We start from the raw sequence: 25913 nt of genomic DNA, 5'->3' as shown, positions 1-25913 counted from the left end.
ACATACCCCTAGGGGTATCTGATATTCTTGAGCTATGAAGAAAATCTTTACCCTCATCGCGCTTGCGTTAGTGGCAACATTTGCTCTTGCTGCCTGTGCTCCTTCGGCACACATCAACGTGAGCAAAGACACCATCGTGATTGATGTGCGCACCCCTGATGAATACAGCGCAGGTCACCTCGATGGCGCTGTCAACATAGATGTTGAGAACGCAAACTTCGGAACAATCCTCAGCCAGCTCCCCACCGACGGTGACTATGTTGTCTACTGCCGCTCAGGAAATCGCTCGGCCAAGGCAGTGGAGATTATGAAGGCGTCTGGCTTCACCAAGGTGACTGATGCTCACGGCATCAACGATGCCTCCAGTGCTACCGGAATCAAGATCGTCCAGTAACGAGAAGTTCACACAGAAGAGGCCCTCACCACGGTGAGGGCCTCTTCGTCGTTGACGAGTGTGAGATCGATGCTCTAGAGATCAATAGTTGGCGGAGCAATACTCCGGGGAACATCAGCTAGTGACTTGAATGCCTCAAGTGCACGATTACGTGATTCCAGTAAATCCACGATGGGTTCGGGATATCCGCTGAGCATGGGATGTTCGTATTCACCCAGGTAGCGGTGAAGATATTCACGCTTGGGGTCAAATTTGTCTGCTTGCAACACTGGGTTGAAGACTCGGAAATACGGGGCAGCGTCAGCGCCGCTGCCGGCAACCCACTGCCATGAAGCTGCGTTGCTGGCAGGATCGGCATCAACCAGGGTGTCCCAGAACCATGCTTCGCCCACACGCCAGTCGATGAGAAGGTTCTTAATGAGGAAGGATGCTGCAATCATCCGAACACGGTTATGCATATAGCCGGTCTGCCACAGCTCACGCATTCCAGCATCGACCATGGGAATACCGGTGCGACCCTGTTGCCACGCTTCAAGAATCTCAGGATCAGCTGCACCCCACGGGAAGTGATCAAAGCGTGCATCAAAGTTCACGGTGGCCAAATCCGGCCAGTGATAGAGCAGGTGATAACTGAACTCACGCCAGCCAAGTTCTGCCAAGAACTTGGCAGCGTTGGTCTGGACTTCGGCAGAGTTTCCAGCAGCGCGGCGGTGCTCATCGGTGGCATGCCAAATCTGGAATGGACTGATTTCTCCCCAGCGCAGGTGGGGAGAGAGTTCACTGGTTGAATACTCCGAAGGGAAGTCACGTCCCTTGGCATAGCGGTTTAGACGTGAGTCAAAGAAGCGCTCCAGTGCGGCGTGTGCTCCGTTTTCTCCTACGGTCCAGCGGTGGGGGAATGCAAGCGCCCAGTTGGGGTTTGTGGGCAGGAGTCCCCACGAATCCAGGTCATCACTTTCTGGCAGTGCAGCCGGTGAGGTGATTGCAGCAGGCGCCGGTGCGGGTAGGCGCGGAGGTGTGGGGCGGTTAATGCACGACTTCCAGAACGGAGTAAAGACGGTGTAGGGGGTGCCTGAGCCAGTGCGAACAGTCCACGGCTCAAACAACAGATTTGCCTGGAAGCTGTGTGCGTCAAGGCCAGAGGCCTTGGCATATTCCTTGATGCTGGCATCCATATCGCGTTCGGGTTTGCCATAGCGACGGTTCCAATAAAGGGTAGTTGCCCCGGTTTCGCGAATGAGGTTTCGCAATACATCAGGAGCTGCCCCCTGGCGCAACACCAGTTGACCACCCAGGCGGTGGAGCTTGTCCTTCAACGCGGTCAGGCTGTGGTGGAGCCACCACTTCGTTGCGCCACCGAGCGGACGTATTCCCGGAGAGACTTCATCAAGAATGAATACGACGACGACGGGTTCACCGCGATCTACCGCTGCAGCAAGGGCAGGGTTATCTGCAACGCGGAGATCATCACGAAGCCACACAATCGAGCAGGTCATGAGTACAGCCTAGGGATAGGAAAGGGCCGGTCGGAAAGGGGGATCCGACCGGCCCTTGTTTTACACCAAGAGTTTTGCAATCACATTCACGAGAGAGCCACAGCAAGCTTGCTCGTAATGTCACTTTATAACGGATTGGTAACGAGAGGGAAGAGTTTTTCCTGCGGATTTCCTGAGAACTTTAGAACAGGTCAGGCGAAGGAGTCCCTGCATGCATAACGGTCACGTCTGCGTGCTGGTCATAGCGATACCCCACACCGCGCACGGTGCGAACAATGTCCTCGAAACGACCCAGCTTGGAACGAAGGCGACGCACGTGCACATCAATGGTGCGCTCATTAGGAATGTCGAGATCATCTTCGCGCCATAGTGCCTTGATGATGGCCTCGCGAGAAATGGTTTCACCCTTGTGCACCACCAAGAACTGAAGCAGTTCAAACTCTTTAAACGTCAGAGGAGCTGCTTGGTAGTCAATCAGCACGCGCTTGCGTGAGATATCCACCACGACACCACCGTCTCCATCGGATGGCTCGAAGTCATCTTCCGGCTTGTATTTGGCCACAGCCGAAGGCTCCTGCAGTGCAAGGCGCACCAGGTCCACCTGACGACCACGTGAGCTGGCTGGAGCAAGCGCAACTGCGGCATAGGTTTCGGTCCCAGGAACAAGTTCGTTAGTGAGCTTCTTGAGAGCTTCCACAACCTTGCCGAGATCGAGTCCACGCTCAGCTGCGGTTGCCTCGTCGAGGCCGACATAGAGAGCGAAGCCCTTAGGGATAGGACGTTCTGTGGGTGTTGACATGAGAATCCTTTATGGTGCCTTAAACATCAGGCCGGGTTAACACGGACGATGTGTTGATGAAAGTCGAATGGGGAAAGCAGCTGAATTAGTTGCTGCAACACATTCGACGGCAGGCACAGCTCATCACGGGCATCATGCCGTGAGCACCAGAAATGGTGTGAGCGCCGGAAGTCATAAGACAAGTTAACCGGAGAGCGCTAAACCCTGTCAAATAAGCGGATATAGGCTCGAGGTATGGCTGTCCCCACTTCGCACGAACGCAAGGCCCAGATGGAGCTTGCGTTGGTGGAAGCACGTGCCTGTGCACACTCCGATGATGTACCTGTCGGTGCTGTGATTCTTGATTCTCATGGTGAGGTAATTGCCACCGGTCGCAACACCAAAGAGCGAGATGAAGACCCTCTCGGCCACGCAGAAGTGATGGCCATTCGTGCGGCCGCAGCGAAGCTGGGTAATTGGCGACTGAGCGACTGCACGCTCGTGGTCACCCTCGAGCCCTGCGTGATGTGTGCCGGAGCAATCCTGGCAGCCCGCATCCCCACCGTTGTGTATGGCGCGTGGGATGAGAAAGCTGGGGCCGCAGGTTCCGTCTTTGATCTTCTTCGTGACCGCAGACTCAATCATCAGGTTGAGGTGATTCCGGGAGTTCGTGCCGAAGAGTGTGGTCAGTTACTGACCGAGTTCTTCCGAGAGAAGCTCGGTTAGTCCGTTCCCTTAATCACGATGGCATCGGTAGCAACAGAAACGGTGCGATCAAGTCGGGCAACATCGGGTTCGATATAAATCACGCGAGCTGCAGGAACTGCATCCCTCACCCGTGCCTCGATGGTGTCGATAGCCTGAGCCACTTCAGCAAAGCGCAGCTCGGCAGGGAAGGCGAGCTTCGCTCCCACCATGAATTCATCGGGACCGAGGTAGAGGGTCTTCATGTGGATGATGCCGTCAGTTTCACCACCAGAGATGATGGCCTTCTCAATAGCCTGCACATCTTCAACACTGGCGCCTTCGCCCACCAGCAGCCCCTTGGTTTCTAGCCCCAAGATCACGGCCACCACAACCAAGAGCAGACCGATCGCGATAGTGCCAAGGGCATCGAAGAGGCTGTTTCCGGTGATCACGGTCAGACCAACACCGAAGAATGCGAGCACGAGGCCCAAGAGGGCTGCAGTGTCTTCCAAGATTACGACGGGAAGCTCAGGTGCTTTCGCGTGACGAATGAACTGAATCCACGACGCCTTGCCACGGAAATGGCTGGCTTCCTTCAACGCGGTGCGCAGCGAGATGCTCTCCAAAATGATGGAGATGCTCAAAATCAAGATGGGTAGCCACCACATCTTGATGGGCTCAGGGTGCTCAAGCTTGTGGATGCCCTCGTAGATGGAGAAGATGCCACCGACGCTGAACAAGATGATGGAAACCACGAAGGCATAAACAAAGCGCTCGCGCCCATAACCGAAGGGGTGTTTACCGTCAGCACGCCTGCGAGACTTTTTGCCACCGAGAAGAAGCAAGAGCTGGTTTCCCGAGTCAGCCAGCGAGTGGACTGCTTCGGCAAGCATTGAACTTGCGCCGGAGAACATCCACGCAATGAACTTGGTGGTGGCAATACCCAGGTTTGCCAGCAGTGCGGCAATGATTGCTTTTGTTCCACCTGATGCACTCATGTACGGATCTCCCTCATTGGCTTGTTCACCAATCCTAGAATGAGCAGGTGAATGAGAAAACGCAGGTAACCCTTCCCAACATCGCCATGCTGGGCGCCGGATCGATGGCTCGCGCCATCCTGGCCGGCCTCCTTGCCCCTCACGTGAGTGTTGATGGTCCAGTTCGGGTGACGAACCGCAGCGCAGAAAACGCTGCCAGCTTCGACACCGAACCACGTGTCCAGGCATGGGCAACCGCTAGTGACCCCCAGGCAAACCTTGCAGCGGTGGCAGGTGCACAGATTGTTCTCGTCGCGGTGAAGCCAGCAATGGTGCCAGACCTGCTCGATGAGATCTCTCCAGCCCTGGAACCAGGAGCCATCGTGGTGAGTGTTGCCGCTGGTGTGACCACTGCAACGATGGAAGCTCACTTACCCGAACATGTTTCAGTCATTCGCACCATGCCCAACACCCCCAGCAAGATTGGGCTGGGCGTAACCGGTATTGCTGCCGGTAGTCGTTCCACTGCTGAGCAGCTTGAACTGATTTGCTCGATGTTCAGCACAGTGGGAGAAGTCATCGTGTTGCCTGAAGGCAAGATTGATGCCCTGGGGGCCATCTCGGGTTCAGGACCTGCATATGTGTTCTACTTCATTGAGCAACTCACCAAGGTGGCCATGGACCACGGCTTCACCGCTGAACAAGCACAGAAGATGGTGCAGGGCACCTTCCGCGGCGCTGTGGAACTTCTTGCTCAGTCCGGTGAAGAACCTCAGGAACTGCGCCGCCAGGTGACCAGCCCCAAGGGCAGTACTGAGCGTGCGATTGCCGTGTTCGATGAAGAAGACATCAAAGACATCCTGCTCAAGGGAACTCAAGCAGCGATTGCTCGCTCAGAAGAAATGGCCCGCGGCGAATAATTCCTACTTAGGAAGTGCGGCGAATTTCTCAATGGCGTCAGGGTGTCCAGAGACCAAAATCTGATCACCAGATTCAACCAGTGTGTCAGCAGTGGCATAAGTGAAAGAAGCACCAGGCTTCTTCAGTCCCACCACAGTGAGCTTGTATTGGTTGCGCACCCCAGCACCGCTGAGAGTCTTGCCCACCAGAAGTGCAGGTGGAAGCATGCGCACAATTGCAAAGTCACTGTCGACCTGAATGAAGTCCAACATCTGACCGTTGAGCAGGTGAGCAACGCGCTCGCCGGCTTCAGCTTCGGGATAGATCACGTGGGTGGCGCCGATGCGCTCAAGAATCTTTCCGTGTGAAGCGCTAACTGCTTTAGACCAGATTTGTGGAATACCAAGATCCACCAGGTTCGCCGTGATGAGCACGCTGGCCTCGATAGAAGAGCCCACAGCCACAATGGCTGTGTTGAACTTCTCTGCACCAATCTGCTGGAGTGCTTCGAGCTTGGTCACATCTGCTTGAACGGTGTGGGTGACGAGCTCAGACCATTGCTGCACGAGGTCCATGTCGGTATCGACAGCGAGGACTTCACGGTCGAGCTTGGCCAGGGTGTCAGCTGTGGCGGCACCGAAGCGCCCCAGGCCTATCACGAGGACTGCATCGTCTTTGCGGGTGTTCTTAGCCAACGATCGGCCTTTCTTCAGGGCGGGTAAACAACTGTCCCTTTTGGGTCACAGCAAGTGCAGCCGCCAGGGTAACTGTACCGACACGACCCATGAACATGACAAGAGCCATGAGGTAAACCCCCGGGTCGGGAAGGTTGGCTGTGACACCAGTAGAGAGACCTACCGTGCCAAAACCAGAGATGACATCAAAGAGAACAAATTCGAAAGGTGCATCTGTCATGGTGAGAAGCACAATGGTTGCCAATGCAACAGTGACTGCTCCCCACAACAACACACTCACCGCGAGGCGGAGAACATCACCAGGAATTCGGCGCTGGAAGATTTCTATGGAGGAACGTCCACGAGCTTCAGCAAAGGCAGCCAGCAACAACACAGCAATCGTGGTCACCTTGATACCACCGGCAGTTGATGCAGAGCCACCACCGATGAACATGAGCATGTCCGTCAAGAACAAGCTGGCAGAGTCCAATTCACTGGTGGGAATCAAAGCAAAACCGCCAGAGCGTGCCATGGTCGACATGAAGCCAGACTGGAACACCTGCTCACCAGGGTTCATGTTTCTAAACGTTGCTCCGTTGCTTTGCTCCAGCAGCAAGAACGCAATCGTTCCCAGAATCCAGAGAGCGCTCCACGCAACAATCGTGAGCTTGACGTGTAGAGACCACTTGGCGCGGCGACGGAAGTTTCGTGAGAGTGCGTAGAGAACTGGGAAACCAATACTTCCCAACGTCACACCGAACATGAGCATCAGTAAGAACCAGTAGTCATGCGCGAAGGGGGTGAGACCTTCCACATTGGGAGTCACCCCAGTATTGGTGAAGGCCATCGCGGAGTAGAAAATGCTGTACCACAGCGATTCCGCCAAGCCGTAGCCTGTGGCCAAGACGCTGGGTAGCACCGCAATGGCAACGCCCACTTCAATGACCAATGCACTGATGGCCACGGTGGCAAGCAATCCACCGATTTCACCGAGACGAATGGCCTGACCTTCGGCTACGGGACCTGCGTGAAGTCGCAGTGGGTTGGTGTCGCTAGCGGCCATCAGACGGGCACGAAGACCCAAACGGCCAGCAATGATGGCACCCAGAATTGACGCCAAGGTCAAAACACCGAGTGCACCAATTTGGGTGGCAAGGAAAACAAAAGCATTACCCAAGGGGGACCAGTGTGTGGCCATGTCCACAGTGGTCAGTCCTGCCACACACACCATTGAGGTTGCAGTGAAGAAGGCGTCAGGAAAGTTGGTTGCTGTGCCATCAGCACTTGCTGCTGGCAAGCTCAGCAAAATCGTGAAGAGCGCGATGATGGCCGCAAATACCAAAATGGCAAAACGGGAAGGTGAGCGGGAGGCGAATGCCTCTATCGCTTCACGGATCATCTTCACCTCTTCATGCTACGCGGTGCATATAGGGCGGTAACCTTGTTTCATGGCTGACATTTTTGACGTAGTCGCAGACTCCACCCGCCGCGAGATGCTGCAGATTCTTTTAGAGAACCTGGAAACAGGTTCTGGTGAGATGAGCGTGAGCGAGCTGGTAGCTCGCACCGGCCTGAGTCAGCCCACCGTTTCCAAGCAGCTCAAGGTCTTGCGTGATGCGGGATTGGTGAGAGTGCGTGAAGAAGGACAGCACCGTCTCTACCACCTGGACCCCACCCCACTCGAGGAGCTCGAAGACTGGGCGATTCCTTTCCTCAGTGTGAACTTCCCCGGCGATCTAGATGATGCCGGCCAGGAACGACTCTTTGCCGCGGCAGATGAAGCTGTTGTTGCAGCGGGAACCTCGGTGGGTAGTGCAGCTGCCACCACTGTGTTCCAGGTGACACAAGCCTTTGGTGATCTCCAGAACACCACCAAAGATGCTGTCCGTAATGTAGTTTCCCGCCTACGTAAATCCAGCGGTAAGTAATCCGCTAGACTTCCACGAGGCATTAATTGCCTAATCATTGATCGCAGTCATCGCGATCTAGCCCAAATTTTGTGAGGTTCGTGTGGGTTCAGTCATTAAGAAGCGCCGCAAGCGTATGGCGAAGAAGAAGCACCGTAAGTTGCTTCGTAAGACTCGTCACCAGCGTCGTAACAAGAAGTAGACACTACTTCTTGACCGCGTAAAGGCGTCAGACCGTCAGGGTCTGACGCTTTTTGCGTTCCTGAGGTGTCCTAGTCTGGAGGGGTGTCCCAGATCACCCTCACCCTGATAGGCAAGCCAGGATGCCACCTCTGTGAAGACGCAGAAGCGGTAGTCAATACCGTGGTGACCTCTCTGCCTGAGCTCCCTATAACTGTTGAAGAGCTCAGCATTGAGGATGATAAAAACCTCTTCGATTCCTATTGGGATCAAATACCTGTGCTGTTAATTAACGGCAACGTTCACAACTATTGGCGTATCGACCCTGACCGCCTCACCAATGCACTCAAGGAGCTCTCATGAGTATTCGTCACATCGTGATGTGGAAACTAGCAACTGACTCACCCGAGGAGAAGCTCGCCCAGGCGGAAGAGATTCGGGCAGCACTCGAAGGTCTCAACGGAGTGGTTCCCACTCTGCGGTCTCTGACGGTTCGACCTAACGCTTTGTTCGTGGGAGCAAACTACGACGTCGTGCTTGATTCAACCTTTGATGATGCCGAAGGTCTTGCCGCCTATGCAGCACATCCTGCCCACGAGGAAGCGGCCAAGGTGATCAAGAAGTATGCGGCAGAACGCACCGCAGTTGACTACGAGTTCTAAGTCAGAGACTTAACGACGAAGGCCCCGGGTTTCCCCGGGGCCTTCGCTGTAGTTACTGACTACTTTGAAGCGAGAATCTTCTTCTTCAAAGCAGTGAACTCTGCTGCGGTGAGTGCACCGGAGTCCTTGAGCGCCTGTGCCTTGGCGATCTCGTCTGCGTGAGAAGACTCGCCTGCAACCTGCTTGATGTAAGCGTCAGCCTGCTGCTGTGCTTCCTGCATTGCAGCCTGCTGGCGTGCAGCCATACCGCCACCGCGAACGATGAGGTAGATCAGCGCGGTGATCCAGAAACCGATGATGAGGAAGAAGATCCATGCAGCCTTAGCCCAACCGGACATCTTGTGGTCGCGGAAGAGGTCTCCCACGATCGAGAAGAGAACCATCAGGTAAGCAATGAATACGAATGCCCAGATGAACATTGTGAGGAAGGACATGTCGCCCATAGTGATAAACCTTTCAAGAGTGGAAGCGGTGAAACCGAAACCTGTGTGGGAAATTTACCCAACATGTAATCGTAGCGAGGATTAAGCTAAAGGTATGAGTAATCCACAAGACCGAATCACAATGTATGGCGCACAGTGGTGCGGCGACTGCCGTCGCTCCAAGTCACTTCTCGACACTCTCGGTGTCGACTATGACTACGTTGACCTCGAGGCAGTTCCCGAAGCCGCTGCTATTGCCGAAGGTATTGCTGGGCGCAAGAACATTCCAGTCATTGCTTTCCCTGACGGTGCATTCCAGGTTGAGCCTGCAGATAGTGAACTTCACGCCAAGCTCACCGAGCTCGGTGCAATCTAGCGGATCACAATCTGTGACATCCCGTTGTCGGGGTTAGTCAAAAATCTCAGACGTTTGCTCTCAGTGGCTTTAACTGTGCACCGGTACTGTCAAAGTTCTCAGGCATGAGCCAAGAAGAAATCCTGTTTTTTATCTCAGGCCATTCTTCGCGGGTAATGGAGTACCACGCAGTGTCACGATTGCGCCCCTTGTAGACGATGTGATTTCGAAATATTCCTTCGAGCTTGAAACCTAATCGTGTTGCGGTTTTCTGCGAAGGAATATTGTGGCTGTCGCATTTCCATTCGTACCGGCGATACCCCAAATCATCGAATACATATTTCATCAACAGATACTGGGCTTCTGTAGAAACTCGAGTGCGTTGAAGAAGTGGGGAAAACAGTACATACCCCACTTCGATAACGCCATTTGCAGGGTCATGGCGCATGAGGGCAAGCGTTCCAGTGGCTTTGTTAGTTTGGAGGTCAATCACTGCATAGTGTCGCGGGTCAGATAGAGCAACGGCTCCCTGAGCCCAATGAATGAATTCTGACTTATTCTCGAACGGCCCCACAGGTATGTAGGTCCAATTGCGTCCGTCAGTATCTAGTGAGTGTGCCTCAAATAAATCTTCAGCGTGAGTGCTCAAATCGAGAAGTTCGAGTCTGCAGTACGAGCCAGTTATGTGCGTTTCTGTTGGCAACTGCCGAGGTGACCAGCCAGCAACAACTTCTCCAACCGGTTGGTCAAATTCGTTGAGGTGCGACACGTCACAAGCCTACGGAGTGAGACGGTTAGGTCCACGGAAGAGGTAGGTAACTTCACGCAGGTTGGGCTGGTGCAACATGAGCATCATCACGCGGGAGAGACCCATACCGAATCCACCGTGTGGTGGAACTCCGTAGCGGAAGAAGTCGAGGTAGAACTCGAGTTCCTTAGGGTCAAGGCCCTTCTCGCGAGCCTGAGCCTCGAGCACATCGATGCGGTGTTCACGCTGTGCACCGGTGGTGATTTCAGTACCGCGCCAGATCAGGTCGTAGCTGTTGGTGATGGTCTGATCTTCTGCATTTCGCATGTGATAGAACGGGCGAATGCTTGTTGCGTAGTCGGTCAGGAAGACGAACTCGTGGCCATACTTCTCTGCAACGTAGGCAGCGATCTGGCGTTCACCTTCAGGGTCCATGTCGTCATCGTTGCGAGTAACTTCATAGCCACGCTCGGCAACAATCTTCTTAGCTTCAGCCAGAGGAATGCGGGGGAAGGGAAGGCTAGGGACGACAACATCAACGTCGAAGAGTTCCTTGATCTCTTCGCCATGCTTTTCCTTCACGGCACTAATGGCTGCAACGAGAAGTTCTTCCTGCATCTTCATGACGTCTTCGTGGCTGTCAATCCAGCTGATCTCGGCGTCAACAGAGATGAACTCGGTTGCGTGGCGAGAAGTGAAAGAAGGGTCTGCGCGGAAGACGGGGCCGATCTCGAAGATTTTGCCGAAACCAGCAGACTGAGCCATCTGCTTGAAGAACTGTGGAGACTGAGCAAGGTAAGCCTTGCCTTCGAAGTATTCAACCTCAAACAGTTCAGCGTTGGACTCACTCGCGCTAGCCATGAGCTTGGGAGTGTGAATCTCGATGAAGTCACGTTCAATCCAGTAGGTGCGCATGGCGTGCTCAAGAGTGGTCTGAGCACGGAAGATGAGGTTGTTACGAGCTTCACGCAGGTCGAGGAAGCGCCAGTCCAGACGCTTGTCAATGCCGCTGTCTGCAGCAATAGGAGTCTCAGGGTTTGCCGCGGTGACGACTTCGATGTTCTCGATCTTGATTTCCAGACCGCCGAGCTTGACGCGCTCATCAAGCTTGAGCTCACCAGTGACGCGAATGAAGGAACCAGTTGCCAGTCCAGAGATGATCTCTGCAATGGGGTCCGTTTCTTCGGCACGAGGGTGAACCAGCTGCGCTGCGCCACTCTCGTCACGGAGCACAACGAACTGCACCTTCTTCTGGTCACGGACCTTATCGACCCATCCGGCCACGGTGACGGGGCCTTCGGGGATGGTTGCCAGGTTCTTAATTACGATGCGTTCAGTCACAAGCACCAAGTTTACTGTGGGGACTCTCGGCAAATTCACCGGTACGCCTTCCGTAGACTTAGAAGCATGGTGGCCACGCAGTTACACCTCGTTCGCCACGGCGAGGTTTATAACCCGAACAGGGTTCTGTATGGACGCTTGCCTGAGTATGGACTCTCCGATGCAGGCCACCAGATGGCAGCCCTCGCTGCCGAAGATTTAGCAGGTCGTGGACGCGCCTATTCGCGCCTGATTGCTTCCCCTCTGCAGCGCACACAAGAGTCAGCTACGCCAGTGTCGAAGGCACTGGCATTGCCCATCGATATCGATGAACGAGTGATTGAACCCACCAACGCTTTTGAGGGCAAGCGCATGCGAGGCTCTGAGTCAGCTCTCAAGGATCCTGGTAACTGGAAATACTTGATCAACCCGTTCCGTCCCAGCTGGGGTGAGCCCTACCAATCCATTGCAGCACGTATGCGCGAGGCAATGATTGACGCTGCAACCTCTGTTCCTGGTGGTGACGTTGTCATCGTCAGCCACCAGCTGCCGATCTGGATGGTGCACCGTGACGTGAATGGAAAGAACCTCTTCCATGATCCTCGCGCTCGCAGGTGCACGCTTTCGAGCATCACCACTCTTGAGCTGATTGACCCCATGAAACCTGAGCTGGGTTTTGTTGAAGTGGGTTACGTCGAGCCGGCAGCCGAACTCACCGCTACTGCATTGGATGTGGGAGCAGTATGAGAAAGAACCTCAGCATTGTGTTTGCAGCAGGTGTTGCCGCACTTGCCCTCACTCTCACCGGTTGCGCGAGCGATCCCCTCGCCGAGCAATATCGTGAAGGCTCCAATAAGAACTACATCGCCGGGGATGGTTCCATTACAGAGATCACTCTGGAAAACCGCGGAGACGTCATCACGTTCTCGGGCACGACTGAAACCGGTGCCACCGTTTCTTCGGCTGACTACCTCGGGAATGTTCTGGTCGTGAATTTTTGGTACGCAGGCTGTGCACCGTGCCGCGCGGAAGCTCCTGATTTAGAGCAGGTCTTTCAAGAGACTTCTCCTCAGGGTGTGAACTTCCTGGGTGTAAATGTGCGTGATCAAGCGCCCACCATCGATACTTTCAACTCTCGTTTCGGGATTACGTATCCCAGCATCATTGATCAAGATGGTCAGGTTCAGTTAGCTTTTGCTTCCCAGGTTCCACCTAACGCTGTTCCCACCACGTTGATTCTGGATTCCCAAGGCCGCGTTGCTGCCCGCATTTTGGGCCAGCTCAAAGATCCCTCGATCTTGAAAACACTGGTGACCGATATTTCCAAGGAATCGGGCTCGAATTAATGAACGTGGGTGAGCTGGTTTACAGCGGGCAACTGCTTGTTGCCATTCCCTTGGCATTGCTTGCCGGGCTCATCTCTTTTGCTTCACCGTGCGTGCTCCCACTAGTTCCTGGATACCTCGCCTATGTCAGCGGAGTGACTGCTCCGGCAACGACTGCGCAGGAGCGCAGAAAGAACATTCGACGCATGGTGGCCGGAGTGTGCTTGTTCATTGCCGGATTCTCTGTCGTGTTCATTGCCTACGGCGCAGCTTTCGGTGCTCTAGGTGCATGGTTGGTTCAATACCAAGCACTCATCACCGTCATCCTGGGCTTCGTCGTGATTGCCATGGGCTTGGTATTCATTGGCCAGTTCGGATTCTTCCAGCGCACAGCCAAGCTCAAGATCTCACCGGCTACTGGCCTGGCAGGTGCGCCACTTCTTGGCATTGTGTTTGGGCTGGGTTGGACTCCTTGCATGGGTCCCACACTGACCGCGATTCTGTCGCTGAGTATTGATGCTGCCTCGCCCTGGCGCGGGGCATTGCTGGGTCTTGCCTACTGCCTCGGTTTAGGTATCCCGTTTGTGTTACTGGCATTGGGCTTAGGCTGGGCAACAGGCTCGGTTGCGTTCCTCAAGCGCCACATTCGAGCAATCAACATTTTCGGTGGAGTTCTGCTGATTGTCATGGGTGTTCTCATGGTGACCGGATTATGGACTGCGTGGATCTATCAACTACAGGCGGTGATCAGTAACTTTGTCCCGTCCCTCTGATCACATTGATTCCAAGCCGGTTGTTGATGCCGACGCCAAGATTGTGAACCCCAACTTGGGCGTTGTGGGTTGGTTGCGCTGGTTCTGGCGACAACTGACCAGCATGCGCACAGCGCTGCTACTGCTTCTGCTTTTGGCTATTGCTGCCGTGCCAGGATCTTTGGTTCCCCAGCGCAGCTCGGACCCCAACGGCGTGAGTCAATACTTCGTGGACCACAAGGACACCGCACCAATTCTGGATAAGTTCCAGATGTTCGATGTCTACTCCTCGGCTTGGTTCTCTGCGATTTACCTGCTGCTGTTCATCTCGCTGATTGGCTGTGTTCTTCCCCGCACCAAGCACCACATTGAGGCACTGCGTGCTGCACCACCGGTGACCCCAGCGAACCTGGTTCGACTTCCCGCATATGCGCAGCTGACAGTCTCAGGCAAGAGTGCTGAAGAAGTTCTCGAGGCAGCACGCTCAGTCCTCAAGGCAGATCGTTACCGCGTTGCCCGCTATGACCGAGCTGCCGGCGGCAAGGGAAAGCTCAAGAGTGCAGCAGCCATTACCGTCTCTGCAGAGCGCGGGTATATGCGCGAGAGCGGTAACCTCATTTTCCACTTTGCCTTGGTGGGTGTGCTCATAGCTGTTGGTTTCGGCGGTGGCTTTGGCTTCGCCGGCCAGCGCGCAATATATGAAGGCCAAGCTTTCACCAACTCACTCATCGCTTTCGACTCCTTCAACCCAGGTCGCTTCTTCGACCCCGTCACTCTTCCTCCCTACACAATCAAGCTGGATAAGTTCACTGCTGTTTATGAAGAGCAGAACACCAATGCGATTGGCCAGCCAGTGGACTACACCGCTGATGTGACCACACAGATCAAGGGCGAAAAGCCACAGAAGCAGACCATCAAGGTCAATGAACCTTTGCGTATTGCCGGCACTGATGTATATCTCCTTGGTAACGGCTATGCCCCCACCGTCACCATTCGTGACCCACAAGGAAACGTGATCTTCACCGACTCTGTCGAGTTCTTGCCTCAGGATAAGAACCTCACCTCACTGGGTGTGATCAAGCTGCCAGATGGACTCAGTGAACAGCTTGGCCTGATTGGGTTCCTCTATCCCACTGTGAGCACCGGTCACAGCGGAGCATCTTTCTCCATGTATCCAGACCTGATTGACCCACAGCTTGCCTTTGACGTTTATAGCGGTGACCTTGGCCTGGATAACGGGGTGCCCCGCTCAGTCTTTGCCCTCGACACCAAAGACATGACCAAACTTGCCGGTCGTAATTCTCCACTCGAAGCGATTGAGCTCAAGCCGGGTGAAACGGCTGATCTTCCCAACGGCTTGGGAACAGTCACCTTCGATGGCGTGAAGCGTTTTGTGTCCCTGGATATTCACCGTGACCCCACACAGGGTTGGGTGCTGGTCTTTGCATTGACCGCGCTTGCCGGGCTGCTGATCTCACTGTTCATCCCGCGCAGACGCATGTGGGTTTCGGTCACTGAAAACTCGGACGGTTCGGTCACAGCTGAATGTGCAGGTCTCGCCCGTGGTGACGACCCCACGCTCGAAGGTGCTGTAACCACCTTGAAAGACAAGCTAGAACGAGCTTTAGGATTAACCCGTGACTGACACTCTTTCCCAGTACTCAGTACTTTCTCTTTACTCCGCGATGGCCGTCTATGCCATTGCCTTCGTGCTGTTCACCCTAGACCTCGCACGTGGTGCGAGCCAGGACAGTGCACCCGTTGGTGAAGCTAAGACCGTCACTGTTGTTCCCGAGCGTCGCAAGCTCGCCCGTATTGCCATGTCACTGACTGTGATTGGTTGGCTGCTGCAACTTGCTGCCACCGTCATGCGCGGTTTGGCTGCCTCACGTGTGCCCTGGGCCAACATGTATGAGTTCGCGATGACCGGAACCCTCATCATCACCGGTGTTTTCCTGCTGGTGAACCTCAAGTGGGATATGAAATTCCTGGGCTCCTTCGTGACGGGTCTGGTTCTGCTGTTGCTAGGACTTGCTGCCACTCGTTACTACGTCGAGATCGTGCCATTGCCACCGGCACTGCAGTCCTACTGGCTAGTGATCCACGTCTTCGTGGCAACCCTTGCTACCGGATTCTTTGCACTTGGTTTCGCGCTCTCACTCATGCAGTTGCTGCAAACCAAGCGAGAGAACTCTGTCGCGGCGAATGAAAAGACTCGCCTCGGGTTCCTTACTCGCTTGCCAGATTCGGTGCAGCTTGAGAACTACGCCTATCGCCTGATCATTATCGGTTTCGTTCTGTGGACCTTCACCCTCATCGCCGGCGCGATCTGGGCAGAAAAGGCATGGGGCCGTTACTGGGGTTGGGACACCAAGGAAGTCTGGACCTTCATCATCTGGACTATCTATGCCGGTTACATCCACGCACGCTCGACTCGTGGTTGGCGCGGAAGCCGTTCAGCGTGGTTGGCCATGATTGGTTTTGCTGCGGTCATGTTCAACTTCACCGTGGTGAACATCTTCTTCAAGGGCCTGCACGCATACTCAGGCCTCTAAAAGCTAGAGCAGGTCGTAGCAGCGCTCCAGCCGTTCCAGCCACCACGAAGTGGTGTCAGGATCTGCTGCGAAGCGCTCCACCAGCTCTTCGCTAACTACCGGACGCTGCACGGCAATCTGGCCAGCAACTGGAACCAGAGGTTCAGCAGTGACATCTGCTGCCAGTAGTGAGGCGGTGCCCAAGCCGCAGTCAAAGTTCAGTTCCTTCACGGCAGCGGCGGCATAAAGTCCCATGGCGATGCCGACCGAAGATTCGAGGGCACTGGAGAGCACCACCGGCAGTGACACGGATTCGGAAAGTTCCACAATCGTGGAGATTCCACCTAAGGGTTGCGCCTTGAGCACCAGAACATCTGCGGCAACGGCTTGGGCAACAGCCAGCGGGTCTTCTGCTTTGCGGATGCTTTCATCCGCCGCAATGGGCACGTCCATGTACTGGGTGCGCTCACGCAGCTGCGCAAGTTCTGCCAGCGTCTCACAAGGCTGCTCGACGTATTCCAGATCAAACTCTGCCAGTGCATGGAAGGCATGCTCAGCTTCATCCACGTTCCACGCCGCATTGGCATCAACCCGGATGCGACCTTCTGGACCCAAAATTCGACGCACTTCACGAACCCTGGCCACATCGTCACTGAGTTGCTGTCCGGGTTCTCCCACTTTGACCTTGGCTGTTCGACAGCCGTCAAAGTGTGAGAGAACCTGAGCAACCTGCTCGGCGCCCACCGCCGGCACAGTGGCATTGACCATGATGGCGTCGCGATGCAGCTCAGGCAGGGGGCTCCAACCAAACTCAATAGCTGCGCGTAACCAGTGCACCGCTTCATCATCGTTGTATTCGACGAAGGGGCTAAATTCGGTCCAGCCCTCAGGCCCCTGGAACAACATCAGCTCCCTGGTCCACAACCCACGGAACTTCACCGCAAGAGGTAACGCGACGACGCGCGCGGAGGCGAGAAGCTCTGACAGGGGTGGATGCACATGCCTAGTCTCCCACCGTTGCCGTGGTTCTCGTAGGCTGGAGGCATGGCATCTCCCGTTTCGGACATCTTTGACCCCACACAGTGGGTTGTTGCACCTGGCTCTGAGGGCTTCACGGACATCACCTATCACCTTGATGTGCGCGGCCAAGTGGCACGTATTGCCTTCAACCGCCCCGAGGTGCGCAATGCTTTCCGCCCCCAGACGGTAGATGAGCTGTATCGCGCACTCGATGATGCTCGCCAGAACACCAAAGTAGGCGTTGTCCTGATCACCGGTAACGGACCCAGCCCTAAAGATGGCGGATGGGCTTTCTGCTCCGGAGGAGACCAGCGCATTCGCGGCAAGGCAGGCTATGAATACGCCGACGGTTCCACAGGAACCGGTCGCCTTCACATTCTTGAAGTGCAGCGCCTGATTCGCACCATGCCCAAGGTTGTTATTGCGGTCATCCCTGGCTGGGCTGCTGGTGGCGGACACTCACTGCACGTGGTGTGTGACCTTTCAATCGCCAGCCGTGAACATGCACACTTCAAGCAGACCGATGCTGATGTGGGCTCATTTGATGCCGGATACGGCAGTGCCTACTTCGCCAAGCAGGTTGGTCAGAAGTTTGCTCGCGAGGTGTTCTTCCTTGCTGAGGAATACAGTGCTCAGCGAGCTTATGAAATGGGTGCCGTCAACAAGGTTGTGGATCACGCAGATCTGGAGACCGAAGCTCTGGCGTGGGCCCGCACCATCATGACCAAGTCACCTACTGCCATTCGTATGCTCAAGTTCGCCTTCAATGCAGTTGATGACGGAATCATGGGGCAGCAGGTTTTCGCAGGTGAAGCGACTCGGCTGGCCTATGGCACGGATGAAGCAGTGGAAGGCCGCGACTCTTTCTTACAAAAGCGCGGACCAGACTGGTCGCCATACCCCTGGCACTACTAGGCAACCCATGACGAGTGTGATCCTCTGCGATGCTTCTGCGCCGCACGACGTTCTCGTCGCGCTCACTGATGCCTTGAACAACAATGGGCCTGCAGTGCTTGTGCGCGATGCCAGAGCTTCACGCATGGTTGCAGCAGGGGAGGAGCCACTCACGGTTGCACCTGAAGGAACAGCATTACTGATTCAAACTTCGGGAACCTCAGGCAAACCCAAGACGGTGGCGCTGAGTGCAGCGGCACTCAAGGCAAGTGCAACAGCGGCACACGCACGACTGGGTGGGCCAGGACAGTGGCTCCTAGCGCTCCCCCTGACTTACATTGCAGGAATGTCCGTCTTGGTTCGCTCCATTGAGTCAGGTAGTGAACCGGTGTTGATGCCCAGCGGTCCATTCGACGCCAGAACCTTTCTCTCCTCTGTCGAGGAGATGACGGGTTCTCGTCGCTACACCGCACTTGTACCTGTTCAGTTGGCTCGAGTGTTAGACGAGGCTGAAGAAAGCGAGCACGCAGCGAAGCTGCTGCAGCGCCTGGATGCCATCCTCATTGGCGGCCAAGCGTTGGAGCCGGAACTCCGTGAACGCGCAGCACAACTAGGTGCACGAATTGTCACAACCTATGGCTCGAGTGAAACCTCAGGTGGGTGTGTTTATGACGGAGTCCCTTTGGATGCCGTTGCGATAGAGATTGCGGAAGAAACCGGAGAGATTCTTATTTCTGCACCTCAGCTCGCTACCGGATATGTGGGTGATGAAGAGCGCACAGCAAAAACATTCCAAAAACGGAATGAAGTGACGTGGTATCACACGGGTGATGCAGGAAGCTTAGAAAACGGCTTACTTACAGTGCTTGGGCGCTTAGACCGGGTCATTACTTCGGGCGGATTGAAGATTGATCTCGATGCAGTTGATCAAGTAGTTCGCGGTATTGCGGGCTGTTCACAAGCACTCGTTATTCATATTCCAGATTCGGAATGGGGTGTTCGTCCCGCAGTTGTTATCCCTGGTCGAGACGAAGATGCAGAACTTTCTGCGCTCATCTATGACGAGATCGTTGCACAGCTAGGACGCGTCGCAGCACCCAAGACGGTGTGCTTTGTTGAAGAGATTCCGAGGCTGACGTCAGGCAAACCAGACTTGATCACCCTCGCCACACTCGCCTCATCCGGAAAGTAGGCTGTTGAGCTATGAGTAAGACCAGCAAGAAGAAAAACCACAGAGGCTCAACCCCGTCACACAAACCTCGCAAGGCCACAGCCGGGGATTGGATTTCGGGTGCACGTATACGCACTCTTCCGTTAGCGTTTGCTCCGGTCGCCATTGGTTCAGGTGCAGCTGCAATCACCGATCAGTTCAACGCACCGATCGCTCTGCTGTGTTTAGTAGTTGCGCTTGCTCTCCAAATTGGCGTGAACTACTCCAACGATTACTCGGACGGTATTCGTGGAACAGACGACTTCAGGGTTGGGCCTGCACGTCTCACCGGTTCAGGAATGGCACACCCTAAGCGTGTGCTGGCGGTTGCTCTCGCGTTCTTTGGGATCTCTGCCGCAGCTGGTCTTGTCATCGTGATCCTCACCGGCGCCTGGTGGATGTTGGTAGTTGGTGCTCTCGCCATTGTCGCTGCCTGGTTCTATACCGGCGGTCGTCGCCCCTATGGCTATGCGGGCCTGGGTGAAGTGATGGTCTTTATCTTCTTTGGCCTCGTGGCAACTGTTGGAACTGCGTATGTGCAAACTGGGGTGTTCAGCCAGGAAGCTCTCATCGGTGGCATTGGTATTGGTTTGATCTCGTGTGCCGTGCTGGTGGTCAACAACATTCGTGACATCAAGACAGATACTCGTGCCGGAAAGAAAACCCTTGCTGTACGAATGGGTCGCACCCCCTCGGCAGTGTTGTTCTGCTTCTTGATGCTCATTCCGTTTGGAATCGTCATCTACCTCGGGCTGTTTTACTCTGCAGCCTTCCTGACCTTCTTTGCATTGCTGGCAGGACTGCCAGCGTGCTTGATCACGGTGATGTCGAAGTCAGCCAAGGAATACGTCTTGGCATTGAAGCTGGCCAGCCTGACTGGCCTGCTCTATGGCTTAGGCCTTGCCTTTGCTTTCTTCAGCTAAGCCTGCTTCAACCTCAGCGTCTTCAGCTTCAGCATCCTTATCTGAAGGAATGTTCTTGGCAGCACGCTTTTCATAGAGCGCAGCAGAGAGCTCATTGCGCGTCTTTGAGAAGAAGATGTAAGAAACACAGAGGCCGATAATGGCGGAGAGAGTGGCAGCAAGCCAAGGAATCATTCCCAGCCACAGCATGATGATCAGCGGAATGGCGAAAGCTGCCAAACGCATCAACGTGAACCAGACCCAGGTTGTTTTCTTCACAGTCCAAGTCTAGGTGGAGGTGGCTGTGAGCTTTTCGAGAGCCAACCTAGACTGGAATAACTATGACCCGACTGATCATCATCCTGGTTGCCGTTGCCGTGGCACTCACGGTGTTCTCACTCATTGATGCGATTCTCATTGATCGCTTTCGTGTGAGAGGCGTTCCCAAGGGGCTATGGATTTTCCTCATTCTTGTTCTGCCGATTGTGGGGTCCGTGTTGTGGTGGACCGTGGGGCGTGGCAAAAAGAACGCTCCAGGATCACGCCGTGGACCAATTGCTCCAGATGATGACATTGACTTCCTTCGCGGGCTCAACACAAACCCCCCGGGTGATGGTCCCCAGTGACCAAGCCAGCACCTGCCTCACTCTTTGCCGCTGAGTTCCTTACCCATGTGGTGGAGCTGGGCGTGGAGCACATTGTGCTGTCCCCGGGAGCACGATCACAGGCTCTCGCCTTGGTTGCTGCTGAACTCGAACGCCGTGGAGATGTCAAACTGCATGTGCGCATCGATGAGAGAGCTGCCGGATTCTTGGCATTAGGAATAGCGGTTGAATCACGCAAGCCAGCAGTAGTGATCACAACATCGGGTTCGGCTGTTGCGAATCTTCACCCTGCTGTTCTAGAAGCACATCATGCCGGCGTTCCGATGATTCTGGTTACCGCAGATCGCCCCGAAGAGCTGCGAGAAATAGGCAGCAACCAGACCACGCACCAACACGATATCTTTGGTCCCGCAGTTCGCCTAAGCATCGATGAGCCAGCACCGGTCCCCGGTTCTACGGCTCAGCGTCGTGGAACCGAACTGGCAGAACTTTCCTATGAAACCGCCACTGACCTGTTCGCACCAGGCCCTGTTCATCTGAATGTGGGGTTCCGTGAGCCACTCTCGAGTGTGGTTGAGGTTCGAGAACTCGCTCGGGTCACTTCGTCACAAGATTCAACGGCGAAGGGCATAACGCTTGCTCTAGAGCGCGGTCCTCGAACAATCGTCATCGCTGGTGCAGATGCAGGCCCACGGGCAGAAGAGGTTGCTCACGAAGGTGGCTGGCCCCTCATTGCGGAAGTGACGAGCGGTTCCCGCTATGGCCGAAATCTCATCCCTTCCTATCGTGAATTACTGGCCAACCCTGAACTCACAAGTCAGATAGACCGCATCGTGGTGTTTGGTCACCCCACACTCAGTCGCGAGATTCCTGCTCTCATTGGAGACTCCAGCACCGGTATCGAAACCATTGTGGTTCGTGGGAGCGCACCAGAGGGTTACAACCCAGGTCTTAACGTGGCGTCCTTCGTCAATGAAGTCGTTGTTGAAGACGGTGACACAGATCGAGACTGGCTTGGGCTATGGATTGTGAATGGACGCGACGCGTTTGAGCGTTACGAATCCTTAGCCATAGATGCAGCCTTGGCAACTGCTCCTAATGTCTCGGCATCACGTTCAGAAAGCATCGAGGAAAAGAAAGCATTCCTGGCAGCAGAACTTGCTGCCTCGCGGGTAAAGATTTCCAGAGAACTTCTGGTGGATGCGCTGTGGCGCTCAACCTGGCCACATGACCGTTTGGTTTTTGCCGCTTCGAGGTTGATTCGAGTTGCTGACATGTTTGTTGGCGGGAAGAAGATCAGGGTTCATGCCAATCGCGGTCTTGCCGGTATTGATGGCACCATCGGCACTGGGATAGGTGTTGCGCTTGCCTCAGAGAATGCTTTGACTCGCGTTGTCGTGGGGGACCTCGCTGCTCTGCATGATGCTGGTTCACTGCTGTTTGGCACACAGGAAGTGCGCCCCCGCATCCAGGTGATTGTGGGCAATGATGGCGGTGGAACAATCTTTGATGCCCTTGAGGTTGGTCAGAGCGCATCGCCAGCAGATATGGATCGCGTTTTTCTGACGCCACAGAACGCAGATCTAGCCGCACTCGCAGCGGCCTATGGCTGGGGTTACACCAAGGTGGCAACTGTGAGTGAACTTGAACGTGCACTCACCGGTGCCGGGGATGGACCCGAGCTTGTTGAAGTGGAACTCGAGCGCTAACTCAGTGCATCAATGATGGGACGGAACTTCATTTCTGTTTCCACCAGTTCCTGGGCAGCAACCGAGTCCGACACGATGCCGCAACCTGCATAGGCAGTGATTGTGGAATCGGTGAGCTGAGCACAACGCAACGCGATTGCCCACTCGCCTTCACCTTCGGCACCGATCCACCCAACAGGTCCGGCATAGCGGCCACGATCAAAAGGTTCCAGGTCGTCGATTACTTCTACGGCTGCTTGGGTGGGTGTTCCGGCAACTGCGGCAGTGGGGTGGAGTGCAGAAACCAGGTCCAGAGAGTTCGAACCACTGGCTAAGGTTCCAGCAATATCGGTGGCCAGATGCCACACGTTTGGAAGCTTGAGTGTGAACGGTGACTCACTGACGGTGAGCTGTTGAGCATAGGGAGCCAGAGCGTTCAGAACTGAACGCGTGGCAAAGCCGTGCTCATCGAGATCTTTGTGACTGGAGGCTAGCTCTGCAGCGGAAGCAAGGTCAGTGGCGCTGTCATTGCCCCGCTTCGCTGTTCCAGCAAGAACTCGTGCAGTGACCTTCTTCCCGTGAACAGTAATCAATGTTTCGGGGCTAGAACCAAACAGTCCATCAACGCTGAAAGTCCAGCAGTCGGGATAGCTTTCAGCAAGGCGAGTGATGGCAACACGGAGGTCTGCTCCTGTGCCCAGTGTTCCTTCCAGTTCACGAGCGAGAACCACCTTCTCCACCTTGCCGCTCTCAATGCGTTCAATTGCTTTGTTCACCGCAGTGGTGAATCCTGCCTCGGACAAGCTGGCTGGGGAGAGCGGGACGAGAGGTGCTTGACCCAGTGACGCATTCGAGTTCACAAGTTCGGTAAGTAGTTCCGAAGCCGCCTGTGTCGTCAGCGGCGATACCTCTTCGTCAGCGAAGGAAATACGAGTGAGCCACGACTGCCCTGAACGGTGTCCAACAACAAGCTGAGGAATGATCAGCACACTGGGAACAGCCGAAGTGGAGCGGAAGGCAAAAGTGCCAAAGGCGATAAGGCCAGAACCGGCAACATTCACAGAATCTGTGATCTGTGCTGCATCAGAAACTTCACGCCAAGTGGCGCCCGCCTCTGCGATGCGGGTCTTCCCGGAGAAGCTCAACGTCTCGATTTCGCCAATGCCAACCATGCCGTCACCGCGTCGCCACCACATAAGTGGTGAGTCGACGCGAAGAAGCGTGAACAACTCAGGCGAGGCGGTTAACGACACCGACTCCACACGTAGTCCACGGGATGCTGACAAGCTCACCCGAGACAGCCTACGCCTGAGCCGTAGACTTCTCTTGTGACTACCGCTGACCTGTCTAAGAAGCCCGAAGCCGTTTCGGCAATGTTTGACGACGTTGCTGCCGGTTATGACGTCACCAACAACCTGCTCTCTGCCGGTAATGCCGTGTTGTGGCGTATTGCCACGACCCGTGCAGTGAACCCTCAAGCAGACGAGCGAGTGTTGGACCTTGCTGCCGGCACGGGCACAAGTTCAGTCGCATTGGCGAAGTCCGGTGCGCATGTCGTAGCTGCCGACTTCTCACCCGGCATGCTCGAGGTTGGTCGAAAAAAGCATGGCCAAAATCCTTTGCTGGAGTTTGTTGAAGCTGACGCAACCAAGCTTCCCTTTGCAGACAACAGCTTTGATGCAGTGACCATGTCTTTCGGTCTTCGGAATGTTGTTGAGCCCAAGAGGGCACTTGCTGAGCTTTACCGCGTGACCAAACCTGGTGGTCGAATAGTGATCTGCGAGTTCTCGACTCCACCGGTTGCACCTATTCGCGCCGGCTACAACTTCTACCTGCGTAAGGTGATGCCTGTTGTAGCGAAGTTTTCGTCCACAAACACCGAGGCGTATACCTATCTCGCAGACTCGATTGCGGACTGGCCCAACCAAGCAACTCTCGCAACGTGGATTCGTGAAGCTGGCTTTATGAACGTGGCGTATCGCAACCTCACCGCAGGCGTGGTTGCCCTGCACCGCGGCATTAAGCCAGTCGAGTAAGCAGGACTAGGCTAAACGGGTGAATGCAAGCGTGAGCGGAGTAGCCGGAGTCACCGGTCGTCTTTCTCTGCGCCAGCGCCTGTTTGCTTCGCCCGAGACAAAGCAGCTGGCAGACGTCATTGATGCCGGTGTCGCCACCATCGAAGACGGCTTGAGTAAAGAGCTTCACTTCGCTGATGCCCTGGCTGATGTCTCCGGCCGCTACCTCTTCGGTGCGGGTGGTAAGCGCGTGCGCCCCATGCTGACTTTGCTCACTGCACAGCTGGGTAATGGTGCAACTCCTGAGGTTGTCACCGCAGCACAAGCCATCGAAATTACCCACCTGGCTTCGCTCTATCACGATGACGTGATGGACGAAGCTCCGCTTCGCCGTGGTGTTCCCAGCGCTCACGAGGTGTGGGGAAACTCGGTAGCAATCCTGACCGGTGACCTGTTGTTCTCCAGAGCAAGCACCCTGATGACCCGTCTGGGCGAGAAGGCAATGCTGCTCCAGTCTGAAACTTTCGAGCGCCTGTGCCTCGGGCAGCTGCACGAGACTATCGGCCCTCGCCCGGATGAAGATCCCATCTCCCACTACATCCAGGTCTTGGCAGACAAGACCGGCTCATTGATTTCTGCAGCAGCACGCTGCGGCATTGTTTACTCGGGCGCTCCATTGGAATACGAAGACGCCATGGTCGAGTTCGGGGACAAGATCGGTGTTGCGTTCCAGCTCGCTGATGATGTTCTAGACCTCTCACCAGACTCGGGTGACACTGGCAAGAAGGCAGGAACAGACCTGCGTGCAGGTGTTCCCACACTGCCCACACTTCTGCTGGAACAGCAGGCGGCAACTGACCCAGAGGCAGCAACACTGCTTGCCCGTATTCGCGATGATGCCGATGTTGATTCTGCCGAAGCAGATGCCGACCTAGAACTAGCTATTGCTGAGCTCTATGCACACCCTGTCACTCAGGCCACTCGTGAAGAAGCACGACGCTGGGCTTCAGAAGCTGTTGCTGCACTGGAGGTTCTTCCCTCAGGTCCAGTGAAGCAGGCACTGTCTGCTTTTGCAGAGCACGTCGTATCTCGCTCGGCATAAGCACCATGGCAAAACCTCGGGTTGATCCTGTTGAGGGCCACGCGGCCGTTGTTGCGGTGCAGGCCGGCTCCACCGAACGAAACGATGTGGCAGGTGCGGTGCGGTATTTGCTTCAGATGATGAGCGATGCAGCACCAGGGCACACCGTGGAGCTTAGAGTTCCACCTTTTGGAGCAATCCAGTGCGTGGAAGGTCCAGAACATACTCGGGGAACACCCCCGAATGTGGTGGAGATGGATTCACTGACCTGGATTGCGCTGGCTACCGGCATGGTGAGCTGGGCAGAAGCCTATGACGCAGGAAAAATCAGTGCCTCTGGTGTGCGCAGTGATCTGAGCTCCCAGCTACCACTGGCACAATGGTGAC

At 55.2% G+C, this 25913-nt stretch carries 32 protein-coding genes; 21 read left to right on the top strand and 11 right to left on the bottom strand.

The features are described from left to right. The first annotated feature begins 34 nt into the window (after positions 1-34). Positions 35-394: a rhodanese-like domain-containing protein gene (locus tag M2120_RS05605; protein ID WP_280797731.1), complete on the top strand. Its 360-nt coding sequence runs from the start codon at positions 35-37 to the stop codon at positions 392-394. A 74-nt stretch (positions 395-468) separates the two neighbouring features. On the opposite strand, the gene M2120_RS05600 is transcribed toward M2120_RS05605, so the two are convergent. Next, positions 469-1890: a cryptochrome/photolyase family protein gene (locus M2120_RS05600; RefSeq protein WP_280797730.1), complete on the bottom strand. Its 1422-nt coding sequence runs from the start codon at positions 1888-1890 to the stop codon at positions 469-471. A 181-nt stretch (positions 1891-2071) separates the two neighbouring features. Further along, positions 2072-2689 carry a winged helix-turn-helix domain-containing protein gene (locus M2120_RS05595; RefSeq protein WP_280797729.1) on the bottom strand — a complete coding sequence of 206 codons (618 nt, stop codon included), beginning with the start codon at positions 2687-2689 and terminating at the stop codon, positions 2072-2074. A 234-nt stretch (positions 2690-2923) separates the two neighbouring features. On the opposite strand from M2120_RS05595, the gene tadA reads away from it, so the two are divergent. After that, positions 2924-3394, top strand: a complete 471-nt coding sequence (gene tadA, locus M2120_RS05590; RefSeq protein WP_280797728.1) for a tRNA adenosine(34) deaminase TadA — start codon at positions 2924-2926, stop codon at positions 3392-3394. Here the strand turns inward: tadA and M2120_RS05585 are convergent. After that, positions 3391-4353 (bottom strand): cation diffusion facilitator family transporter, encoded by a 963-nt coding sequence (locus tag M2120_RS05585; RefSeq protein ID WP_280797727.1) that lies wholly within the window; start codon positions 4351-4353, stop codon positions 3391-3393. The two genes, tadA and M2120_RS05585, sit on opposite strands and share 4 nt — an antisense overlap. Before the next feature lie 47 nt (positions 4354-4400). Between M2120_RS05585 and proC the strand changes: the two genes are divergently transcribed. Beyond that, positions 4401-5252, top strand: a complete 852-nt coding sequence (proC, locus tag M2120_RS05580; protein WP_280797726.1) for a pyrroline-5-carboxylate reductase — start codon at positions 4401-4403, stop codon at positions 5250-5252. 3 nt (positions 5253-5255) lie between these two features. On the opposite strand, the gene M2120_RS05575 is transcribed toward proC, so the two are convergent. Together M2120_RS05575 and M2120_RS05570 are read right to left on the bottom strand one after the other, a co-directional pair. Then, positions 5256-5927, bottom strand: coding sequence for a potassium channel family protein (locus M2120_RS05575; RefSeq protein WP_280797725.1), 672 nt, complete (start codon positions 5925-5927; stop codon positions 5256-5258). Then, positions 5920-7305, bottom strand: coding sequence for a TrkH family potassium uptake protein (locus tag M2120_RS05570; protein WP_280798163.1), 1386 nt, complete (start codon positions 7303-7305; stop codon positions 5920-5922). The genes M2120_RS05575 and M2120_RS05570 overlap by 8 nt, the downstream gene beginning before the upstream one ends. Before the next feature lie 49 nt (positions 7306-7354). On the opposite strand from M2120_RS05570, the gene M2120_RS05565 reads away from it, so the two are divergent. The 4 genes from M2120_RS05565 to M2120_RS05550 all read left to right on the top strand — a co-directional run bounded on the left by M2120_RS05565 (position 7355) and on the right by M2120_RS05550 (position 8655). Then, positions 7355-7834, top strand: a complete 480-nt coding sequence (locus tag M2120_RS05565; protein WP_280797724.1) for an ArsR/SmtB family transcription factor — start codon at positions 7355-7357, stop codon at positions 7832-7834. An 82-nt stretch (positions 7835-7916) separates the two neighbouring features. Beyond that, positions 7917-8015 carry a 30S ribosomal protein bS22 gene (locus M2120_RS05560; protein WP_003792170.1) on the top strand — a complete coding sequence of 33 codons (99 nt, stop codon included), beginning with the start codon at positions 7917-7919 and terminating at the stop codon, positions 8013-8015. 83 nt (positions 8016-8098) lie between these two features. Next, complete coding sequence (locus tag M2120_RS05555; protein WP_280797723.1) at positions 8099-8356, top strand: glutaredoxin family protein; 258 nt, start codon at positions 8099-8101, stop codon at positions 8354-8356. Continuing rightward, positions 8353-8655, top strand: coding sequence for a Dabb family protein (locus tag M2120_RS05550; RefSeq protein WP_280797722.1), 303 nt, complete (start codon positions 8353-8355; stop codon positions 8653-8655). The genes M2120_RS05555 and M2120_RS05550 overlap by 4 nt, the downstream gene beginning before the upstream one ends. A gap of 59 nt (positions 8656-8714) precedes the next feature. Here M2120_RS05550 and M2120_RS05545 read toward each other — a convergent pair whose 3' ends face one another. Continuing rightward, positions 8715-9098 carry an SHOCT domain-containing protein gene (locus tag M2120_RS05545; protein WP_280797721.1) on the bottom strand — a complete coding sequence of 128 codons (384 nt, stop codon included), beginning with the start codon at positions 9096-9098 and terminating at the stop codon, positions 8715-8717. Positions 9099-9192: 94 nt separating this feature from the next. On the opposite strand from M2120_RS05545, the gene M2120_RS05540 reads away from it, so the two are divergent. Beyond that, positions 9193-9453: a glutaredoxin domain-containing protein gene (locus tag M2120_RS05540; RefSeq protein ID WP_280797720.1), complete on the top strand. Its 261-nt coding sequence runs from the start codon at positions 9193-9195 to the stop codon at positions 9451-9453. A 46-nt stretch (positions 9454-9499) separates the two neighbouring features. Here M2120_RS05540 and M2120_RS05535 read toward each other — a convergent pair whose 3' ends face one another. Both M2120_RS05535 and aspS read right to left on the bottom strand, forming a co-directional pair. Further along, entirely contained in the window at positions 9500-10201 is a 702-nt protein-coding gene (locus tag M2120_RS05535; protein ID WP_280797719.1) for a GNAT family N-acetyltransferase, read from the bottom strand. Between the two features lie 9 nt (positions 10202-10210). Further along, complete coding sequence (gene aspS / locus M2120_RS05530; protein WP_280797718.1) at positions 10211-11521, bottom strand: aspartate--tRNA(Asn) ligase; 1311 nt, start codon at positions 11519-11521, stop codon at positions 10211-10213. A 66-nt stretch (positions 11522-11587) separates the two neighbouring features. Between aspS and M2120_RS05525 the strand changes: the two genes are divergently transcribed. Genes M2120_RS05525 through ccsB form a run of 5 tightly spaced genes read left to right on the top strand, consistent with a single transcriptional unit; the run spans position 11588 to position 16132 of the window. Then, positions 11588-12247 carry a histidine phosphatase family protein gene (locus tag M2120_RS05525; RefSeq protein ID WP_280797717.1) on the top strand — a complete coding sequence of 220 codons (660 nt, stop codon included), beginning with the start codon at positions 11588-11590 and terminating at the stop codon, positions 12245-12247. Next, positions 12244-12846: a TlpA disulfide reductase family protein gene (locus tag M2120_RS05520; RefSeq protein WP_280797716.1), complete on the top strand. Its 603-nt coding sequence runs from the start codon at positions 12244-12246 to the stop codon at positions 12844-12846. The genes M2120_RS05525 and M2120_RS05520 overlap by 4 nt, the downstream gene beginning before the upstream one ends. Beyond that, on the top strand, positions 12846-13598 hold the full coding sequence (locus M2120_RS05515; RefSeq protein ID WP_280797715.1) for a cytochrome c biogenesis CcdA family protein: 753 nt from the start codon (positions 12846-12848) through the stop codon (positions 13596-13598). Before M2120_RS05520 ends, M2120_RS05515 begins: the two co-directional genes overlap by 1 nt. Further along, positions 13582-15222: a cytochrome c biogenesis protein ResB gene (gene resB / locus M2120_RS05510; protein ID WP_280797714.1), complete on the top strand. Its 1641-nt coding sequence runs from the start codon at positions 13582-13584 to the stop codon at positions 15220-15222. Before M2120_RS05515 ends, resB begins: the two co-directional genes overlap by 17 nt. Beyond that, a complete protein-coding gene (gene ccsB, locus M2120_RS05505) occupies positions 15215-16132 on the top strand; it encodes a c-type cytochrome biogenesis protein CcsB (RefSeq protein ID WP_280797713.1) in 918 nt (305 codons plus the stop codon). Before resB ends, ccsB begins: the two co-directional genes overlap by 8 nt. A gap of 3 nt (positions 16133-16135) precedes the next feature. Here ccsB and M2120_RS05500 read toward each other — a convergent pair whose 3' ends face one another. Further along, complete coding sequence (locus tag M2120_RS05500) at positions 16136-17110, bottom strand: o-succinylbenzoate synthase (RefSeq protein ID WP_280797712.1); 975 nt, start codon at positions 17108-17110, stop codon at positions 16136-16138. Positions 17111-17155: 45 nt separating this feature from the next. On the opposite strand from M2120_RS05500, the gene M2120_RS05495 reads away from it, so the two are divergent. Genes M2120_RS05495 through M2120_RS05485 form a run of 3 tightly spaced genes read left to right on the top strand, consistent with a single transcriptional unit; the run spans position 17156 to position 20158 of the window. Further along, entirely contained in the window at positions 17156-18046 is an 891-nt protein-coding gene (locus M2120_RS05495; protein ID WP_280797711.1) for a 1,4-dihydroxy-2-naphthoyl-CoA synthase, read from the top strand. 7 nt (positions 18047-18053) lie between these two features. Further along, positions 18054-19217: an AMP-binding protein gene (locus M2120_RS05490; RefSeq protein ID WP_280797710.1), complete on the top strand. Its 1164-nt coding sequence runs from the start codon at positions 18054-18056 to the stop codon at positions 19215-19217. 11 nt (positions 19218-19228) lie between these two features. Then, positions 19229-20158 carry a 1,4-dihydroxy-2-naphthoate polyprenyltransferase gene (locus tag M2120_RS05485; RefSeq protein WP_280797709.1) on the top strand — a complete coding sequence of 310 codons (930 nt, stop codon included), beginning with the start codon at positions 19229-19231 and terminating at the stop codon, positions 20156-20158. On the opposite strand, the gene M2120_RS05480 is transcribed toward M2120_RS05485, so the two are convergent. Beyond that, a complete protein-coding gene (locus tag M2120_RS05480) occupies positions 20129-20416 on the bottom strand; it encodes a DUF4229 domain-containing protein (protein ID WP_280797708.1) in 288 nt (95 codons plus the stop codon). The genes M2120_RS05485 and M2120_RS05480 overlap by 30 nt on opposite strands. A 62-nt stretch (positions 20417-20478) precedes the next feature. Between M2120_RS05480 and M2120_RS05475 the strand changes: the two genes are divergently transcribed. Both M2120_RS05475 and menD read left to right on the top strand, forming a co-directional pair. Further along, positions 20479-20763: a PLD nuclease N-terminal domain-containing protein gene (locus M2120_RS05475; RefSeq protein WP_280797707.1), complete on the top strand. Its 285-nt coding sequence runs from the start codon at positions 20479-20481 to the stop codon at positions 20761-20763. Further along, positions 20760-22451 (top strand): 2-succinyl-5-enolpyruvyl-6-hydroxy-3-cyclohexene-1-carboxylic-acid synthase, encoded by a 1692-nt coding sequence (gene menD / locus M2120_RS05470; RefSeq protein WP_280797706.1) that lies wholly within the window; start codon positions 20760-20762, stop codon positions 22449-22451. The genes M2120_RS05475 and menD overlap by 4 nt, the downstream gene beginning before the upstream one ends. On the opposite strand, the gene M2120_RS05465 is transcribed toward menD, so the two are convergent. Continuing rightward, a complete protein-coding gene (locus M2120_RS05465) occupies positions 22448-23722 on the bottom strand; it encodes an isochorismate synthase (protein WP_280797705.1) in 1275 nt (424 codons plus the stop codon). The genes menD and M2120_RS05465 overlap by 4 nt on opposite strands. A 36-nt stretch (positions 23723-23758) precedes the next feature. On the opposite strand from M2120_RS05465, the gene ubiE reads away from it, so the two are divergent. The 3 genes from ubiE to M2120_RS05450 are packed head-to-tail and all read left to right on the top strand — an operon-like array spanning position 23759 to position 25912. After that, complete coding sequence (gene ubiE / locus M2120_RS05460; protein WP_280797704.1) at positions 23759-24466, top strand: bifunctional demethylmenaquinone methyltransferase/2-methoxy-6-polyprenyl-1,4-benzoquinol methylase UbiE; 708 nt, start codon at positions 23759-23761, stop codon at positions 24464-24466. 31 nt (positions 24467-24497) lie between these two features. Then, complete coding sequence (locus tag M2120_RS05455; protein ID WP_280797703.1) at positions 24498-25547, top strand: polyprenyl synthetase family protein; 1050 nt, start codon at positions 24498-24500, stop codon at positions 25545-25547. A 5-nt stretch (positions 25548-25552) separates the two neighbouring features. Beyond that, a complete protein-coding gene (locus M2120_RS05450) occupies positions 25553-25912 on the top strand; it encodes a sterol carrier family protein (RefSeq protein WP_280797702.1) in 360 nt (119 codons plus the stop codon). Position 25913 lies beyond the last annotated feature (1 nt).

The organism is Aurantimicrobium minutum (genome assembly GCF_029893825.1).
GTDB classification, from domain to species: domain Bacteria; phylum Actinomycetota; class Actinomycetes; order Actinomycetales; family Microbacteriaceae; genus Aurantimicrobium; species Aurantimicrobium minutum_C.
The sequence above is the reverse complement of the archived record's forward strand: the minus strand, read 5'-3'. Positions and strand labels throughout refer to the sequence as shown.